17 protein-coding genes are annotated in these 17748 nt (G+C 72.3%); 12 read left to right on the top strand and 5 right to left on the bottom strand.

All coding sequences use genetic code 11. The features are described from left to right. Positions 1-116: 116 nt before the first annotated feature. The 6 genes from JIAGA_RS0122505 (at position 117) to JIAGA_RS0122480 (ending at position 6547) form a co-directional block, all read left to right on the top strand. Positions 117-1157, top strand: coding sequence for a BMP family lipoprotein (locus JIAGA_RS0122505; protein ID WP_425402771.1), 1041 nt, complete (start codon positions 117-119; stop codon positions 1155-1157). Positions 1158-1236: 79 nt separating this feature from the next. Next, positions 1237-2766, top strand: a complete 1530-nt coding sequence (locus JIAGA_RS0122500) for an ABC transporter ATP-binding protein (protein ID WP_026877383.1) — start codon at positions 1237-1239, stop codon at positions 2764-2766. Next, complete coding sequence (locus JIAGA_RS31790) at positions 2763-3899, top strand: ABC transporter permease (protein WP_051426409.1); 1137 nt, start codon at positions 2763-2765, stop codon at positions 3897-3899. The genes JIAGA_RS0122500 and JIAGA_RS31790 overlap by 4 nt, the downstream gene beginning before the upstream one ends. Further along, on the top strand, positions 3896-5167 hold the full coding sequence (locus JIAGA_RS0122490; protein WP_026877382.1) for an ABC transporter permease: 1272 nt from the start codon (positions 3896-3898) through the stop codon (positions 5165-5167). The genes JIAGA_RS31790 and JIAGA_RS0122490 overlap by 4 nt, the downstream gene beginning before the upstream one ends. After that, a complete protein-coding gene (locus JIAGA_RS0122485) occupies positions 5164-5559 on the top strand; it encodes a cytidine deaminase (RefSeq protein WP_084469973.1) in 396 nt (131 codons plus the stop codon). The genes JIAGA_RS0122490 and JIAGA_RS0122485 overlap by 4 nt, the downstream gene beginning before the upstream one ends. 31 nt (positions 5560-5590) lie before the next feature. Beyond that, positions 5591-6547 (top strand): chymotrypsin family serine protease, encoded by a 957-nt coding sequence (locus JIAGA_RS0122480; protein WP_026877380.1) that lies wholly within the window; start codon positions 5591-5593, stop codon positions 6545-6547. A 109-nt stretch (positions 6548-6656) separates the two neighbouring features. Here JIAGA_RS0122480 and JIAGA_RS0122475 read toward each other — a convergent pair whose 3' ends face one another. Further along, on the bottom strand, positions 6657-7292 hold the full coding sequence (locus JIAGA_RS0122475; protein ID WP_026877379.1) for a maleylpyruvate isomerase N-terminal domain-containing protein: 636 nt from the start codon (positions 7290-7292) through the stop codon (positions 6657-6659). 43 nt (positions 7293-7335) lie between these two features. Between JIAGA_RS0122475 and JIAGA_RS0122470 the strand changes: the two genes are divergently transcribed. From JIAGA_RS0122470 to JIAGA_RS0122460, 3 genes are read left to right on the top strand one after another with little or no spacing between them, the layout of a single operon-like run. Next, on the top strand, positions 7336-8652 hold the full coding sequence (locus JIAGA_RS0122470) for a thymidine phosphorylase (protein ID WP_051426408.1): 1317 nt from the start codon (positions 7336-7338) through the stop codon (positions 8650-8652). An 18-nt stretch (positions 8653-8670) separates the two neighbouring features. Beyond that, positions 8671-9024 (top strand): cupin domain-containing protein, encoded by a 354-nt coding sequence (locus JIAGA_RS0122465; RefSeq protein WP_026877377.1) that lies wholly within the window; start codon positions 8671-8673, stop codon positions 9022-9024. Positions 9025-9063: 39 nt separating this feature from the next. Then, positions 9064-10395 (top strand): aminotransferase class I/II-fold pyridoxal phosphate-dependent enzyme, encoded by a 1332-nt coding sequence (locus tag JIAGA_RS0122460; RefSeq protein ID WP_026877376.1) that lies wholly within the window; start codon positions 9064-9066, stop codon positions 10393-10395. A gap of 27 nt (positions 10396-10422) precedes the next feature. Here the strand turns inward: JIAGA_RS0122460 and JIAGA_RS0122455 are convergent, their stop codons facing one another. Continuing rightward, positions 10423-11097: an FMN-binding negative transcriptional regulator gene (locus JIAGA_RS0122455; protein WP_051426407.1), complete on the bottom strand. Its 675-nt coding sequence runs from the start codon at positions 11095-11097 to the stop codon at positions 10423-10425. A gap of 146 nt (positions 11098-11243) precedes the next feature. Between JIAGA_RS0122455 and JIAGA_RS0122450 the strand changes: the two genes are divergently transcribed. Beyond that, on the top strand, positions 11244-12818 hold the full coding sequence (locus JIAGA_RS0122450) for an amidohydrolase family protein (RefSeq protein WP_051426722.1): 1575 nt from the start codon (positions 11244-11246) through the stop codon (positions 12816-12818). 378 nt (positions 12819-13196) lie between these two features. On the opposite strand, the gene JIAGA_RS0122440 is transcribed toward JIAGA_RS0122450, so the two are convergent. Further along, on the bottom strand, positions 13197-13718 hold the full coding sequence (locus JIAGA_RS0122440) for a hypothetical protein (RefSeq protein WP_035812867.1): 522 nt from the start codon (positions 13716-13718) through the stop codon (positions 13197-13199). A 451-nt stretch (positions 13719-14169) separates the two neighbouring features. Next, a complete protein-coding gene (locus JIAGA_RS0122435; protein ID WP_157553428.1) occupies positions 14170-14343 on the bottom strand; it encodes a hypothetical protein in 174 nt (57 codons plus the stop codon). Between the two features lie 283 nt (positions 14344-14626). Between JIAGA_RS0122435 and JIAGA_RS0122430 the strand changes: the two genes are divergently transcribed. Beyond that, entirely contained in the window at positions 14627-15985 is a 1359-nt protein-coding gene (locus tag JIAGA_RS0122430) for an NsdA family TPR-like regulatory protein (RefSeq protein ID WP_211239799.1), read from the top strand. Then, positions 15982-16911 carry a phosphotransferase enzyme family protein gene (locus tag JIAGA_RS31785; protein WP_051426406.1) on the top strand — a complete coding sequence of 310 codons (930 nt, stop codon included), beginning with the start codon at positions 15982-15984 and terminating at the stop codon, positions 16909-16911. Before JIAGA_RS0122430 ends, JIAGA_RS31785 begins: the two co-directional genes overlap by 4 nt. Here JIAGA_RS31785 and JIAGA_RS0122420 read toward each other — a convergent pair. Continuing rightward, positions 16862-17704: a DUF427 domain-containing protein gene (locus JIAGA_RS0122420; protein ID WP_026877370.1), complete on the bottom strand. Its 843-nt coding sequence runs from the start codon at positions 17702-17704 to the stop codon at positions 16862-16864. The two genes, JIAGA_RS31785 and JIAGA_RS0122420, sit on opposite strands and share 50 nt — an antisense overlap. Positions 17705-17748: the final 44 nt, after the last annotated feature.

Raw genomic sequence — 17748 nt, 5'->3', positions numbered from 1 at the left:
CGGCAGTTCACTCTCGTTCTGGTAACGACGGCGTTCGGCGCTCGCCGGAGTCTCGGTATGCGGATAGCATCCACGCGTTCGGGCTCAGCAGGCTGAGCCGGGTGATCGAAGGGAGCATGCCCGTGCGTCGGGTCATGAAACTCGCCGCGGGATTCGCTGCCGCGGCTGTGATGCTTACGGGCTGCGCGAGCGACGACGACGGCGACGCCGGCACGTCGGAGACCGGCGGTTCGGAGGATGCCAGCGTCGGCTTGGCCTTCGACGTCGGTGGCCGAGGCGACCTGTCGTTCAACGACTCCGCTGCCGCCGGCATCGAGCGCGCCGCGGACGAGCTCGGCATCACGTTCCAGGAGCTGTCGCCGAACGAGGACGGCTCGAACCGCGCCGACCTGCTGCGGCAGCTCGCCGACGAGGGCCACGACCCCGTCATCGGCATCGGGTACGCGTTCGGCGCCGACATGGACACCGTCGCCGCGGAGTACCCGGACGTCCAGTTCGTCCGCATCGACGGCGGGCCGAGCGAGCTGGAGAACGTCGCCGTCATGACGTTCGCGGACGAGCAGGGCTCGTTCCTGATGGGTGTCGCCGCCGCGCTGAAGTCCGAGAGCGGCCAGCTCGGCATCGTCGGTGGTAACGAGGGCGCCGTCATCAACGCCTTCGCCGCCGGCTTCAAGCAGGGTGTCGCCGCCGTCGACCCGGCCATCCAGGTGCAGGATCAGCGGCTGGCCCCGGGTGAGGACCCCAGCGGCTTCGACAACGCCGCGGCTGCCCGCGTGGCCGCCGAGGCGATGTACCAGTCCGGCATCGACATCATCTACACGCCGGCCGGTCAGTCGAACATCGGCACGTTCCAGGCGGCGGCCGCTGCCGACGCGTGGGCCATCGGCACCGACTCCGACCAGTGGGAGACCGCGGGTGACCCGGAGCTGCAGGACCACATCCTGACGTCCATGCTCAAGCGGGTCGACAACGCGGTGTTCGAGAGCATCAACACGTACCTCGAGGAGGGCTCGCTGGAGTCCACCGCCTACGACCTGTCCTCCGACGGTGTCGGCTATGCCACCAGCGGTGGGTTCATCGACGACATCACCGATCAGCTGGACGACTACAAGCAGCAGATCATCGACGGTGAGATCGAGGTCAGCCCGACCGAGTGACGCGAGCCGTGGCCACGTCGCCGGGAGCCCGCGGCATTTGCCCGGGCGGCCCGGCGACGTGTGTGTCGGAGGGAGCACCGTGACCGCGGAACCCGTCGTCGAACTCGACGGCATCACCAAGCGTTTCCCGGGAGTCGTCGCCAACCACGACGTCGACCTGACCGTGCTGCGCGGCGAGGTTCACGCCATCGTGGGTGAGAACGGCGCTGGCAAGTCGACCCTGATGAAGACCCTCTACGGCATGCACCGCCCGGACGAGGGAACCATCCGGGTCGACGGCGCGCCGGTCGACTTCCACAGCCCGAACGACGCCATCGCCGCCGGCATCGGCATGGTGCACCAGCACTTCATGCTGGCCGACAACCTGACGGTCCTCGAGAACATCGTCCTGGGTGCCGAGCCGCGCAAGGGCGGCGGCCGGCTCGACACCGCGGCGGCGCGCGAGCGCATCGACGAGCTCTCGCGGCGCTACGGCCTGAGCCTGCACCCCAACCGGCTGGTGGCGGAGCTGTCCGTGGCCGACCGGCAACGTGTCGAGATCGCCAAGGTGCTGTTCCGCGGCGCCCGGGTGATCATCCTCGACGAGCCGACGGCCGTGCTCGTGCCGCAGGAAGTGGACGCCCTCTTCTCCAACCTCGCCGAACTGCGTGCCGAGGGCCTGGCCGTGGTGTTCATCAGCCACAAGCTCGACGAGGTTCTCAAGGTCGCCGACACCATCACCGTCATCCGCCGCGGCACGACGGTGGCGACGGTCGAACCGTCGGCCACGACGCCCCGGCAGCTGGCCGAGCTGATGGTGGGCAGCGAGCTGCCCACGCCCGAGACCCGCGAGTCCACGGTGGCCGACGTGGTGGCGCTGCGCGTCGACGGGCTCACCGTCACCAGCGACGAGGGCTTCGACCTGCTGTCGGACGTGAGCTTCTTGGTCCGCCGCGGTGAGATCGTCGGGTTCGCCGGCGTCGAGGGCAACGGCCAGAGCGAGCTGGTCGAGGCGATCATGGGGCTGCGCAAGCCCAGCGCCGGGACGATCCAGCTCGGTGGCGAGGACATGACCGACTGGCCGGCGCAGCGCCGCCGCCGTGCCGGCATCGGGTTCGTTCCGGAGGACCGGCACCGGCAGGCGCTGTTGCTCGAAGCGCCGCTCTGGGAGAACCGGATGCTCGGGCACCAGGACCAGGCACCGTTCGGCGGCCGGTTCTGGATCAACCCCGCCGCGGCTCGCACCGACACCCGCCGGGTCATGGACGAGTACGACGTGCGCGCTCCGGGCCCCGAGACGTTGGCCGGCGCACTGTCCGGCGGCAACCAGCAGAAGCTCGTCATCGGCCGGGAGATGAGCACCGACCTGGCGATGCTGGTGGCGGCTCACCCCACCCGCGGCGTGGACGTCGGAGCACAGGCGGCCATCTGGGACCGCATCCGCGACGCTCGCGCGGCGGGCCTGGCCACGGTGCTCATCTCGGCCGACCTCGAGGAGTTGCTGGGGTTGTCCGACACCCTCTACGTCGTGCTGCGCGGCCGGCTCGTCGCGAAACTCGACCCGGCCGAGGTCACTCCGGAGATCCTCGGCTCGTACATGACCGGCGCGGCGCTGGAGGAGAAGGCATGACGCGGGTCGTCGCATGGGCGCGCGGATTCGCTCCGACCGTGGTGGCGCTCGGTGTCGCCCTGCTTGTGACGGCGCTGTTCATCCTGATCATCGGGGAGAACCCGCTCGCGGCGCTTGGGGCACTGTTCGACTTCGGTGAGTCGCCGACGGCCCAGGCCAACTCGCTGGGCGTGTGGATCAACCGGGCGGCTCCGCTGTTCCTGTCCGGGCTCGCGGTCAGCGTCGGGTTCCGGATGGGCCTGTTCAACATCGGCGTGGAGGGGCAGTACCGCATCGCGACCGTCATCGCGGCCGGTGTGGGTGCCGCTGTCGTGCTGCCGGCCCCGCTGCACGTCCTGGTGATCATCGTGGTGGCGATGCTGGCCGGCGCGGCCTACGCGGCGATTCCCGCCGTGCTCAAGGTGACCCGCGGTGTCAGCGAGGTCATCTCGACGATCATGCTGAACTCGATCGCCATCGGCATCGCCGCCTACCTGATCCGCCGGCCGTTCGCCGACCCGGACCTCGGCGCGGGCGAGAACACGTCCAGCCGGGAGCTGCCGGAGTCCGGCCGCGTCCCCGGCATCAACGAGCTCTTCGGCCTGCTCGGCCTCGAGGAGCCACGCCGGCCGGTCTACGGTTTCGTCTTCGTCGCCATCCTGGTGGGCATCGTCATGGCGGTGGTCCTGTCGCGGACGCGGTTCGGCTTCGAACTGCGCAGCAGCGGCCTGAACCCGTCGGCGTCCACCGCCAACGGTGTCTCCGCCGGCGCGATGACCATCAAGGCGATGCTGCTGTCCGGCGCTCTCGCCGGGCTGGTCGGGCTGCCGGAGCTGCTGGGCGAGTCGTTCCGGTTCTCCGGCGAGTCGTTCGTGGCCGGCTACGGCTTCACCGGTATCGCCGTCGCGCTGCTGGGCCGCAACCGCCCGCTCGGCATCGCCGGCGCCGCGCTGCTGTTCTCCTTCCTCGACCGCGCCGGGCCGCGGCTGCAGTCCGAGGGCATTCCGCCGGCCGCCGTCGTCATCATGCAGGGCATCATCGTGCTCTGTGTGGTGATCGTCGACGAGGTCGGACGACGCCGGCTGCTGCGGGCCGAGGAGCGCCGGGCCCGGGTCGAAGATCCGCAGACGGTGACCGAGGAGGTGTCGTCGTGACGAGCCTCACCCAGATGATCATGCGGCGGCCGGAGAGCGAACCGGCGGGTTCCCGCTGGCGCCGGGTGCTGCTGGTGGCGGCGCTGGGCTTCGTGGCGTTGTCCCTGGTCCGGGTCATCACCGACCAGGATGTCCTGACCAGCAGCGGTACCGCTCGGGCCATGCTGATCCTCGCACTGCCGATCGCCATGGCCGCCCTGGGCGGACTGGTGGCCGAGCGCGCCGGCGTCATCAACATCGGCCTCGAGGGCATGATGATCCTCGGCACCTGGGGCGCCGGCTTCGGCGGCTGGCACGCCGGGCCGTGGGGCGCGTTCGCGGGCGCCGTCATCGGCGGTGCGCTGGGCGGTCTGCTTCACGCCGTCGCCACGGTGACCTTCGGTGTCGACCACATCGTGAGCGGTGTGGCGATCAACCTGGTCGCTGCCGGCCTGGTGCGCTTCCTCTCCGAAGGCGTCTACGTCGGCAACGACTCCGGTGGCGGCCCGACGCAGTCGCCGCAGATGAGCTCCGGCCCGGCGACGTTCGACGTCCCCGTCCTCTCCTCCGGGCCGAACCTCCTCGGCAGGCTCGAGGACACCGGTGTCCCGGTCCTGTCCGACGCCGCGGGCGTCCTGCACGGCCTCACCACCGGCCTGACCGTCTTCGCGGTCATCGGCGTCCTGCTGCTGCCGCTGGTGTGGTTCGTGCTGTGGCGTACGGCGCTCGGCCTGCGGTGGCGGTCAGCCGGCGAGAACCCGCTCGCAGCCGAGACCCTCGGCGTCGACGTGTACCGCATCAAGTACCTGGCCGTCGTCGTCAGCGGTGCCCTGGCCGGCCTCGGCGGGCTGTTCCTGGTGCTGTTCACGGGCGGCTACCGCGAGGGGCAGACCGGCGGGCGCGGATACATCGGCCTGGCCGCGATGATCTTCGGCAACTGGCGGCCGGGTGGCCTCGCCACCGGTGCCGGGCTGTTCGGCTATTCCGACGCGGTGCGGCTGCGGGCGTCGTCGTCGCTGGCGGTGCTGGCTCTCGTGCTGCTGGTGGCCATGATTCTCGCGGCCATCGGCCTGCGTGACGTCCTGGCCGGGCGCTACGTCCTGGCTGGCGTGCTGCTGGTGCTCTCCGGCGTGGCCGTGGCCGTCTGGGCGCTCGCTGACTCGCTGCCGACCGAATTCACGTCGATGACGCCGTACATCGTGACCCTCGTGGTGCTCGCGAGCGCGACCCAACGCCTGCGACCACCCGCGGCCGACGGCCTGCGATATCGGCGCGGCGAGGCACGGTGACCGCCGCGATCGATTGGGAGGCGTTGCGGGCGGCGGCCGTCGAGGTGGCCGCCCGCGCCTACGCGCCGTACTCGTCGTTCCCGGTGGGCGCGGCCGCCCTGGTCGACGACGGGCGGGTGGTCACCGGCTGCAACGTCGAGAACGCCGCCTACGGCGTGACCCTGTGCGCCGAGTGCGGGCTGGTGTCCTCCCTGGTGGCCGGTGGGGGAGGCCGCCTCGTGGCGTTCACCTGCGTCGGCGGGGCGGAACGCCGGCTGACGACGCCGTGCGGGCGGTGCCGGCAGCTGCTGTGGGAGCACGGCGGTCCCGAGCTCCTGGTCGAGACACCCGGCGGCGTGCTGACGATGGACCGGATGCTGCCGCAGGCGTTCGGACCCGAACAGCTACCGTGACCCGGTGATCATGTCGCCCTAGAGTGGGGCGATGCGGATCGAGACGGCGCGAGAGATCAAGGCAGAACTGCGGCGCCGGACGGTGGTGCTGCATCAGCAACTGCAACCGCCGCGCGAACCCGTCGGCGGCGTCGCCACCGGCATCTGCGTGCTCGGCTCCGGCACCTACGGCGTCGCCGTCCGCACGTTCGGGCAGTCCGAGCTGGCCAGCGGCATCGCCGACGCCAGCCGCGAACTGGCCGGCGACGAGTGCGACGTACGCGACGTCGGCATGGTGCGGGCATTGCAGTGGGATCCCGGTGAGCTGCAGGGACGACACCGCCCACTACGACCCGGGCTGTCCATCTCGCACCTGGACGTGAGCGCCGGGACCATCGGCGCGTTCGTGACGCCCGCCGACGGCGACGGCTCGGTGGTGGCCGTCCTGTCGAACAACCACGTGCTGGCCGACTCCGATCGCGGCGCGGCGGGTGACGTCGTCGTCCAGCCCGGGACCGCCGACGGCGGCGCCGCACCGGACGACCGGATCGGCGCCCTGGACCTCGCCGTGACGCTCGACCCGGACCGCCCCAACCTCGTCGACGCCGCCACCGCCAAGCTGGACGACGGCGTCCAGGTCGAGGCCGTGCACCCCGCCGGTGAGCTGACCGGCTGGAGCACCGTCATCGACGATCTCGAGGTGGAGAAGGCCGGCCGCACCACCGGGCTCACCAGGGGCCGCGTGAGCGCGATCGAACTCGACGGCATCAGCGTGCAGTACCCGTCGGGCGTCATCGACTTCGACGACCAGATCGAGGTCACCGGGGCCGCCGCGACCGGGTTCTCCGCCGGCGGCGACAGCGGCTCGGTCGTGTACCGTCCCGACACCCGGGAGGCGATCGGGCTGCTCTTCGCCGGCAGCGAGTACGGCGGCGAGAACGGCCAGGGCCTCACGTACTGCAACCCCATCGGCGCCGTTCTGGAGTCCCTTCGCGTCCGCCTCCTGTGAGCCCCAAATGATCACGTGGACCATGGGTGCTCCCGCGTCACCAGGCAAGCATGCATGGTGATGCGGGTGTACCCCAACGCCACGTGATCATTTCGGTTTCCGACGGCGATCAGATCGCGGCGATCGACGACGGGGCGCGCTCGGCGCGGCTGAAGGCGCGCAGCACCGCGGGGGCGCCGTGCTTGCGCACCGCCAGCTTCGTCAGCAGCGCGAACACCGGGTAGAGGGCGTCGTCGGCCAGGGGCGGGGTGGGCACGCCGACGCTGACGGCGAGATCGTCGCCGTGGACGCTGATCTCGAGCAGCCGGGTGGTCAGGTAGTCGTCCAGCGACAGCGACCACCGGCCGGTCAGGTGGATGACCCGGTCGGGCCGTTCGGCCGGGAGCGTCCGGCGCAGGGATTCCAGCGTCGCGGCGGTCCGCTCGGCAAGCGCGGCGGGACCGTCGGCGGCGTGGTCGTCGCCGGCGGTCCGGATGGCCACGTTGGTGTCGGAGTCCAGGTCGGCGCCGATCCAGGAGGCCCGGGTGTAGTGGTCGAGCAGCGCCGCGGGGGGCTCGTCCGGGACCGGTGCGGCGAGCACCCCGGGGACGGCGAGGATCTGGCCGGCGAGGTGCCCGGCCAGCCCGGACACCTGGAACGACGCCAGCGCGCTGGGTGTGTCCCATGCCGCCGCCACCGCGGGGTCCCGCAGCAGGAGGAGCACGGTCTCGGCGGCCTCGAGGTAGGTCTGTCGGGTCCGGGTCATGCCCGCCAGCGTACGGCGGGCCGATCGGTGCGATGATCCCAGCATGTCCGCACCAGCGAACCCGAACTCGCCGGAGCCGTTCGACGCCGTCGACGTCATCCGGGCCAAGCGCGACCGGGACGAGCTGTCCGACGGTCAGGTCGACTGGATGGTCGACGCGTACACGCGTGGTGTCGTCGCTGACGAGCAGATGTCGGCGCTGGCCATGGCGATCCTCCTGAACGGGATGTCCCGGCGTGAGATCGCCCGGTGGACCGATGCGATGATCCGCTCCGGCCGGCGCATGGAGTGGTCGAGCGTCGGCCGGCCCACCACCGACAAGCACTCCACCGGCGGCGTCGGCGACAAGATCACGCTGCCGCTGGCCCCGACGGTGGCGGCCTGCGGCGCCGCGGTGCCGCAGCTGTCCGGGCGCGGTCTCGGGCACACCGGCGGCACACTGGACAAGCTGGAGTCGATCCCGGGCTGGCGGGCGTCGCTGTCGGCCGACGAGATGCTCGGTGTGCTGCGCGACACCGGTGCCGTCGTCTGCGCGGCCGGCGACGACCTCGCACCGGCGGACAAGAAGCTGTACGCGCTGCGCGACGTCACCGGCACGGTCGAGGCGATCCCGCTGATCGCTTCGTCCATCATGAGCAAGAAGATCGCCGAGGGCACCGGTGCTCTCGTGCTGGACGTCAAGGTCGGTTCCGGCGCGTTCATGAAGGACGTCGAATCCGCGCGTGAGCTCGCCGAGACGATGGTGGCGCTGGGCACCGATGCCGGGGTGCGCACGGTGGCTCTGCTGACGAACATGGAGACCCCGCTCGGGCTCACCGCCGGCAACGCCCTGGAGGTGCGAGAGTCGGTGGAGGTGCTGGCGGGCGGCGGGCCGGAGGATGTGGTCGAGTTGACCGTCCGGCTGGCCAGGGAGATGCTGGCGGCGGCCGGGCTCGACGGCGGCAAGGATCCGGCCGACGCGCTGACGGACGGCGCCGCCATGGACGTGTGGCGGCGCATGATCGCCGCGCAGGGCGGCGACCCGGATGCCGCGTTGCCGGAGGCGCGTGAGACGCACACCGTGCTCGCTCCCGCCGACGGTGTGCTGACGACGCTCGACGCCTACCTGGTCGGTGTCGCGGCCTGGCGGCTGGGAGCCGGCCGGGCGCGCAAGGACGAGCCGGTGCAGGCGGCGGCCGGGGTGGAGTTGCATGCCAAGCCCGGTGCCTCGGTGCGGGCCGGTGAGCCCCTGCTGACCCTGCACACCGACGAGCCGGCCCGCTTCGACCGGGCGTTGGAGGCTTTGGAGGGTGCGTACGTCGTGGCCCCCGAGGGCGCCCGGCCGGACCTGCCGCCGTTGGTGATCGACCGCATCGGCTGACGGCGTACGCTCGCGTTCATGGTGCGACACATCGACGCCCCGACCCGCATCCCGGTGCCGGGCGGCAAGCTGATCGAGGAGTTCGTGGGCCGAGTCGCCACCGAGAGCACCAGCGTCTCGGTGGCCCGGATGACAGCGCCGCCCGGCTGGGACGAGCCGGCGCAGACACCGGAGTTCGACGAGATCACGCTCGTGTTGAGTGGCAGCGTCGTCGTCGAGCACGATGACGGCCGGACCGAGGTCGGCGCGGGTGAGGCGGTGGTCACCCCGGCCGGCCGGCGGGTGCGGTATCTCGCCGGTCCGCAGGGCGCCGAGTACGTCGCCGTCTGCATGCCGGCGTTCGGGCCGGACCTGGTGCACCGCGAGGAGTAACGGCCGGCCGGGCGCTGCTGTACCAGTACAGTTGGCGGCATGGCAGCCGAGCCCGCCATCGCCGGCCGCACCTCGCGCGACATCGCCGACAGCGTCGAGAGCGCGATCGAACGCGGCGAGCTGACCCCCGGGCAACCGCTGCCGTCGGTGCGCGGTCTCGCCGCCGGCCTGGGGGTGAGCCCGTCGACGGTGTCGGCGGCCTACCGCGACCTGCGGCTGCGCGGCGTCGTCACCAGCGAGGCGGGTCGCGCCACCAGGGTGGGTGTCCGCTCGGCGCCGCAGGCTCGCCAGTTCGGCCGGGTCGCGGCGGGGGTGCGTGACCTCAGCGACGGCAACCCCGCCCCTGACCTGCTGCCCGACCCCCGTACCGCGCTGTCGCGCATGAGCGTGCCGCGGTTCCGCTACGGCGACCCGACGGTGCTGCCGGAGCTGGCCGCCGTCGCCGAGGAGCAGTTCGACGACGTCCCGGCGTCGGTGCGCGCCGGTGCCGGACCGATCGGCGTGGTCGGCGGCGCGATGGACGGTGTGGAGCGGGTGCTGGGCAGCAGGGCCCGGCCGAACGACCGGGTCGCCGTCGAGGACCCCGGTTATCCCGGTGTGCTGGAGTTGGTGCGGGCCATGGGCATGGTGCCGGTCGGGGTGGCGGTCGACGACGACGGCCCGGTGACTGCGTCGCTCGCCGCGGCCCTGGAGACGCGGGTCGCGGCGTTCGTCGTGACGCCGCGGGCCCAGAACCCGACGGGGGCGGCCGTCTCCGCCCGGCGCGCCCGCGACTTGCGCCGGCTCCTCGACCGGCATCCCGAAGTCCTGGTGATCGAGGACGACCACGCCTCCCTCATCGCCGGCGCCGCGTACGTGGCCGTAGCGGCCGGCCGGCGGGCCTGGGCCATCGTGCGCACCACGAGCAAGGTGCTCGGCCCCGACCTGCGGGTGGGGTTCCTGCTGGCCGATCAGCGCACCTCACGGCGCGTGGCGGAGCGCCAGCTGGTCGGCGCCGGGTGGGTCAGTCACGTGTTGCAGCGGCTGGTGGTGGAGCTGTGGAGCGACGACGGCGTCCGCTCGGCCACCCGGTCCGCGGCCCAGGTGTACCGAGAGCGCCGGGAGGGGTTGCTGACGGCGCTGGGCGAACGTGGCGTGGTGGCCCGCGGCCGCTCCGGGCTGAACGTCTGTGTGCCGGTGGCGCACGAGATCGCCGTCGTGCAGCGGCTGCAGGAACTCGGCTGGGCGGTCCGGGCCGGCGAGCCGCACCGCCTGCGCAGCGACCCGTTCGTCCGGATCACGACGTCGACGCTCGGTGCCGAGGAGGCACGGCGGCTGGCCGGCGACCTGGCCGCGGTGCTGGCACCGTCGCGGCTGACCCAGCTGGCGTGATCGGAGGGCCCTGATCGTCCCGTCGGCTCAGCCCGGCAGGTCGAGCACGTCGGCCATGAGCGCGGCGACTTCGCGATCGCGGCCGTGGTCGCTGGCGGCGAAGGCGGCGCGCACCCGTTGCTGCGTCTCCGCCGGCTTGTTCTGGCTCAGCTTGAACGTGCTGCGGACGTCGGTGACGGTGATCTCGAACGCGACGATGCCGCCGAGCAGCTGCTCGACGTAGCCCATGGACTCGCCCCGGTCCCAGCCGGTGCCGGCGTAGGCCTCGGTGGCGTCGATGCTGGCCAGGATGACCGCCAGTGCCTCGTCGCGGTCGTCGATCAGCCGGATCGTGCCGGTGACGTGCACGGCGGCGTAGTTCCAGGTCGGGACGTTCGCAGCCGCGTCGTACACCGTCGGCGACACGTAGCCGTCGGGGCCGAGGAACACCGCCAGCACCGGCTGCCCGGGGAGCAGCGTCTTCCATTGCGGGTTGGCCCGGGCCAGGTGCCCGATGATGCTGCCGCCGGCCAACGGCTCGTCGTCGGCGGGCGGGCCGCCGGGGCCGGGCCGGCGCAGCATGGGCACGTGGGTGGCCACCGGCGCCGCGGCAGCGTTCTCGCCAGGAGTGCCAGCGCTCACGATCAGGCCGAAAGGGTTCTCGCGGATCAGCCGGGCCTCGCGGGCCGGGCTGTCCGCGCGGAAGTGGCGCGGCGTCTGCATCGGTCCTCCTGAACTGTACTAGTACGCCTATAGTGACCGTAACGCAACGGCTGTCACACTGCCAGACTCGTGCCGTTCACGCACGGACTGCCGATGGAGGCGCGGTGGAGCTCGACCTGTTGGTGACCGGATGCCGGGCGCGGACCATGGACCCGGCGCGCCCGGCCGCGTCGCGCATCGGCGTGTGGCGCGGCCGCATCGTCGGCCTGGACGAGGAGGTCGACGGGCTGCCGGCGCGGCGCAGCGTCGACCTCGGGGGCGCCACCGTGCTGCCCGGCTTCGTCGACGCCCACACCCACCTGAGCTGGACCGGCCTGGCCTCCGGGATGCCCGACCTGTCCGCGCTGCGCACCCGCGACGCCGTCCTCGACGCCGTCCGGCAGGCGGCCGCGGCGACCCCGGACGGGCGCTGGGTCGACCTCGCCGGTTACGACCAGCGCACGCTCGGTGGTCACCTGACCCGGGACGACCTCGAGCTGGCCGCGCCGGGTCGCAAGATCTTCATGACGCACGCATCCGGCCATGCCTGCCTGGTGTCCAACGCCGTCCTCGACACGGTGACGGAGGAGGAGTTCGCCGCCGCCGGCGAGGGTGTCGTCCGCGACGATGCGGGGCGGCCCATCGGCCTGCTGACCGAGGGCGCCATGGAGCTGGCTCGCTCGCGCCGGTTGCCGTACAGCGTGGCGGAGCTGGTCGACGCGATCGAGGCGGCCGGGCGGCAGTGCCTCTCCCAAGGTGTCACGACGTGTGCCGACGCCGGCATCGTGGCCGACCTGGCCGGGTTCTCGCCGGTCGAGCTGGCCGCGTACCAGGCCGCGCGCGAACAGGGTCGGCTGCCCGTGCGCGTGCAGGCCATGATCCCCGCCTCGCTGCTGCGCCCGTCCGGCGCCGACCCGGCCGACGGCATCGCCCGCGCCGTCGACCTCGGCCTGCGCACCGGCCTGGGCGACGACATGCTGTCCATCGGTGCGCTCAAGATGTGGCTCGACGGCGGCATGATGGCACGCACCGCCGCGCTCACCGAGCCCTACGAGGACGACGACGGCGGCACCGGCCAGCTCCTGTTCGACGACGCGGAGCTGGCCGCATTGGTTCTCGACGCGCACCGGGCCGGTTGGCAGCTGGCCATCCACGCCATCGGCGATGCCGCGGTCGACCAGGCCATCGACGTGGTGACGGCGGCGCAGGCGGCACACCCGCGGCCGGAGGCCCGGCACCGGGTGGAGCACTGCGGGCTGGTCCGGCCCGAGCAGCTGCCGCGGCTGGCTGCCGCCGGCCTCACCGCCGTGGTGCAGCCGACCTTCCTGCATGCCTTCGGCGACGACTACTCGACGATCATGGGCGAGAAGCGCAGCGGCTGGATGTACCGCGGGCGCTCCTTCCTCGACCACGGCGTCACCCTGGCCGGCAGCTCCGACCGCCCGGTGGCCGACGGAGCACCGCTGCGGGCCATCCAGTTCATGGTCGAGCGGGCTAGTTCCGGCGGCGCACCGGTGGGCGCGGACGAGGCCGTCACCGTCGCCGAGGCGGTGGCCGCCTACACCACCGGCAGCGCCTACGCGTGCCGCCTCGACGACGTCGCCGGCCGGCTCGCCGCCGGGACGCTCGCCGACCTCGTCGTGCTCGGGTCCGACCCACACGACGCGGACCCGTCCGAGATCGCCGCGATCCCCGTGCTGGCGACGGTGCTCGGCGGCGAGGTCGTCCACGGCTCGCTCTGACCGCGCGGCGCCGGCGTCGCGGGGCCTCCGTACGAAGCGGTCCGGGGCCTCCGGGAGGACCCGTACGGGAGTACCCCTACGCCCAGCGGCGTACGTGGTTCATCCGCTGCTGGGTCGATGTGTCGTCGTCACGCGACTGGAACCGTGGACTGCATGGTGTTCAGGACGCTGGGGGCGGGCTATCTCCTCGGCCTGTCGCAGCCGGAGCAGGCGCCGGAACCCGTCGGCGGTAGCGCGCCGGCGGCCGAGGCCGCTGGCGGCGATGCGCAGACGAACGGCCCGCGTCGCACTCGGGATCTCTCGGTCGACTAGCGCGACACGAAGCGCCGGGCTCGCGAGTGGCGAGCCCGGCGCTGCGGGTGAGTGGCGTCGGCGGCGTCAGGCCGCTCGCTCGGGGGTCATCCGGGCACCGAGAGCCTTCGCGGTCACCACGAGGGCGGCCGCGGCCAGCACGATGTCCTTGGCCACGTACTGGGCTTCCAGCGTGGGTGTCCCGTCAGCGAACAGGTCACCCGCGAACAGCACCAGCGGCGACATGATGCCGATCAAGGCGCCGCCGAGCACCACCAGACCGGTCCGCAGCAGCACACCGGTGATGAGGGTGAGGCCGATGAAGCACTCCACGACGGCGGTCACGACCACCGCTGCCTGACCACTGACCAGGCCGAGCGAGAGCGTGTCGATGGTCCGCTCGACCAGGGCTTCCGCCGGGCTGGCACCCGGGACGAACTTCAGGACGCCGAAGGCGAGGAAGACGAGGCCGAGACTGATCTGGAGCGCCTGGACGCTGTGCCGGGACAGCCACCGGGTGATGGCCGCTGCCGGGTCGGGTCGTCCGGCGGGGGACCGCCGCGCGGGGGCCGGCTGGGTCTGTCGAGGGCCGGGAGTGGTCGCCTGCATGATCTACCATCCTTCGCGAGGAGCGCCTGAACCGATGTCCGGGACTGGACCGGTCTGCTTCTCGGGCCGCCGGAGTTGCCGCTCCGGCGGCCCGCCCGATCTGCGTCGATCGGTGGCATCACGGTATGGACGCGGACGTACGCAGGTCGTCAGCCCAGCGGCGTCATTCGCCGTACGGTCCTCGGCGTACGAGTGCCCCCGCAGGCGTCAGGGGCGACTCAGGGAACCTCGGGGCGTGGTGGGCGCGGCGCTCGCGGGAAGGACCGGGCGGGAGCGCGACCGGAAGGCCGGGATACGGCAATCATCCGTTCGGTCAGTTCTTCCGGCAATACGGTGGAATTGCACCGATGTCATGCTGGGGACGGTCCGGCAAGCCGGTGGCGAAGCAGCGGAAAAGCGTGACAATTCGGACCAATTGTCAATCTGAATGGCGGTGGAATTGCCGTCAGGATCAGTCGTCCCAGCCGATGCGGGCGGCGTCCGGAACGACCGCCGCGGCCCGGCCCTCCCCTGCGGCCGGGCCCAGCGGCACGATGCGGCTACCCTCACGCCGGATGGGGCGAGCTTCCCAGCTGTGGTCGGCGGCGTTCCAGGTCAGAACGTATTCGGTGTCCCGGCGCAGCATGATGGCCAACCCTCTCCGTGAGGTTCTTCGGCGGGTTGCCGGGTCGGGGTGGTCTTCCGGCAACCCGCCTCAAGTCACGGCATCCATGAACGGTGTCGAATCGGGAGTAAGGCACCGGCCATGACTCGTGCTCCGATCATTTCGTCTCATTTGGGTGATCAGTAGGGCATCGAGGTGGGATCATCGGGGGAGGCGAGTAGGGATGGTTCGGGAACCTCCGGAACTCCTGACTGCAATCCGCCGAGAATGCCAATATGTTCGTCCCCGCTTACGTGGAGACATCGTGCGCGAAGCGAATGAGCACCTGCGTCAGGCCCGCGAGAGCTCGCCGTCCCCTGACGTGCCCGGAGCCGCGATGTCACGTCAGGAACTCGCGGATCTGGTCAACGCCTATCTGCACCGCACCACCGGGCGGGTCCACGAGCTGGACGACAACTACATCGGCAAGCTCGAGCGGGGCGTCATCCGGTGGCCTCAGGCGGACTACCGGGAAGCCCTCCGAGCGGTACTCGGAGTGGATTCTGATCGTGACCTGGGCTTCGTCAACACCCGGCGGCTCACCGACACCCGGCGGCCGGAGAACCGGGGCGAGCTGCTCGCCGTCCACCCTGAGAGTGGGCCGGACGTGAAGCGGCAGGAGTTCCTGCGCGCCGCGTTCGTGGGGGTCGGTGCGCTGGCGTCGCCGTCCGTGCTGCTCGACCTGCTCGCGCCGCTGCGCCCCAGCGACGCACCGAAGCGGGTGGGGCGCGACGAGATCGAGCAGGTGCGCGGCGCCGCCGACCTGCTGATCAGCTGGGGCCACAGCCACGGCGGTGTCGGGGTCCGCGAGGCCGCCAACGCCCAACTGCGGTGGTTCGCGCAGCTGCTCAACGCGCAGAGTTCCGGCCCGGTCAGGGTCGAGCTGCACGAGGCGGTCGGCCTGCTCGGCCATGCGACCGCGCACATGGCCTTCGACGCCTGCGCCTACGACGACGCCCGGCAGATCTTCAAGTTCTCGCTCGCGTGCTCGGAGGAGGTCGGTAGCTGGCACCTGCGCGCCAAGGTGCTCTCGTCGCTGGCCAGGCAGGAGATCTGGCGCGGGGAAGCCGACCTGGGCCTCACCTACGCCGAGCTCGCACTGGTCCGCGCCGACCGGCTCACCGCCACCGAGCGGGCCATGCTGCACACCGCCCGGGCCAGGGCGCTGGCGAAGCTCGGCCGGCGGCAGGAGACCCTGCGGGCGGTCGGCCTGGCCGACGAGGCGTTCTCCGAGTCCGACCCGGCTGGCGACCCGGCGTGGATGGCCTACTACGACGCCGCTCAGCATGCGGGCGACACCGGCCACGCGCTGTTCGACCTGTCGGTCCTCGGGCACCGCACCGACGCGGCTGGCCGGCTGCGCGCCGCGATCGACGGGCACACCGCCGACTACGTGCGGTCGCGGGCGATGTCGCAGACCAAGCTGGCGTCCCTCACCATGGCGGCGGGCGACCCGGACCAGGCGGCCCACATCGGCCTGGCCGCCGTCGCCGACGCCGGCCGGTTGCACTCCCGCCGAGCCGCGATGGACCTCGCCGAGCTGCGCGACTATGCGAGCGCGCACGCCGACCGCCCCGAGGTGGCCGAGCTGCGGCACCGCCTCACCACCGCCCTGGCGTCGTGACGGCGGAGGGCTCCGGTCGCGTTCTGCTCCGCGCCTGCCGCATCGCCGGCCTGGACGCCGCCGGCGCCTGCCTGGTGAGCTCGGCCGAAAACTCCGTCTACCGGTTGCGCGGTGGCGTGGTCGCCCGGGTCGGGCGGCCCGGACAGCGCGGGTCCGCCGGCAACGAGGTGCGGGTCGCGCGCTGGCTGGAACGCGCCGGGCTACCGGCCGTTCGGGCGCTGACCGGGGTGGCCCAGCCGGTCGAGGTCGACGGCGCGCCCGTCACCTTCTGGGTGGAGCTACCCGACCACCACGATGCGGAGAACCTGCAGGTGGCCGAGGTCCTGCGGCGCGTGCACGCGCTGGAGCCGCCGGCGGACTTCCGGCTGCCGCCGCTGGCGCCGTTCGTCCGCGTGCGCGATCGTATCGCCACCGCGCCGACGGTGTCGCCGGCCGACCGCGCCTGGTTGCTCGCCTACGCCGACGACCTGGAGGCCAGGCACGCCGAGCTGCCCGGTGGCCGCGACGCGGGTGTCGTGCACGGCGACGCCTGGGCCGGCAACGTCGCCGTCGACGGCACCGGTACCGCGTGGATCGTGGACCTGGAGCGGTTCTCCGTCGGCCCGCCGGAGTGGGACCTGGTGTCCACTGCGGTGCGTATGACGTCGTTCGGCACCCTCGACGCCGTCGGCTACCGGCAGTTCTGCGACGCCTACGGCTACGACGTCACCGCCTGGGCCGGTTACGAGACGCTGCGGGACATCCGGGAGCTGCGCGCCTGCTCGTACATGTTGCAGCACGCGGCCAGCGGCGCGGCCGCCCGGGCGGAAGCGGACCGGCGCGTCGCCTGCCTGCGCGGGCGAGCCGGCGAGCGCCCGTGGCACTGGCGGCGCATCGTCACGACCAAGGCGTCACCGGGCGACTCAGCGGTTCCCCGTCGAGGTTGACGTCGACCCGCTCGTTGAAGAACGCGACGTGGTCGCAGACCTGCGTGGCGTCGGACAGCGGATGCGCATAGGTCCAGGCGAGGTCGCGATGGGTGTGTCCGTCGACGGTGGCCGAGAAGTACGCCGCGTGCCCCTTGTACGCGCAGGTGGTCCGGGTGGTGCTGGGCTCGAGCAGGTCCATGCGGACGTCGTCGCGGGGCAGGTAGAACCGCGGTGGCAGCCACGTCTCGAACAGCACCTGGGCACGGGTGGAGTCGGCCAGCGTCACGCCGCCGACCCCGACCACCACGCGCCGTCCGCTCCGGCGCACGTCGATGCGCTTGAACGGGTCGCGCGGGTGGCCCACGATCGGCTCGTCCTCCTCCAGCCATTCGTCGAAGATCGCGAAGTCGAGGGCGACCATATCCGCGAGGCCGGCGTCCGCGGGCCGGAAGCCGGCGCCGTCGAGCACCAGGGCGCGGTCTGGCTGCGGTCGCCGCAGCGACAGCGGCTCGCCGGCACACGTGTGGGCGGCGAACTCCGTTCGAGGGTCGAGAACCGGCGGACCACCGGCGCTCACCGACACCGGGTGGAACGGGGCGTCGCCGGGCAGCGCAGGCAGCAGGTCGGCGTCGATGTCGGAGTCCGGGACGGCGTACGAGGGCACGATGCGGCCCGGCTCCCACACGAGCACGGCCCGGGTGGAGTCGACCCACGTCTGCCCTCCGACGCGGGCCCGGACCCGCTTGGCGGTCGGTTCGTAGCGCAGCTCGCTCCAGCCGCGCACCAGCTCCTCGCTGACCCGGATGCCCATGCGGCCACTATCCGGCCGGCGTCGCGCCACGTCAACGCACGTCC

The organism is Jiangella gansuensis DSM 44835, from assembly GCF_000515395.1.
GTDB lineage: Bacteria > Actinomycetota > Actinomycetes > Jiangellales > Jiangellaceae > Jiangella > Jiangella gansuensis.
This window is presented reverse-complemented; position numbering and strand designations above follow the sequence as displayed.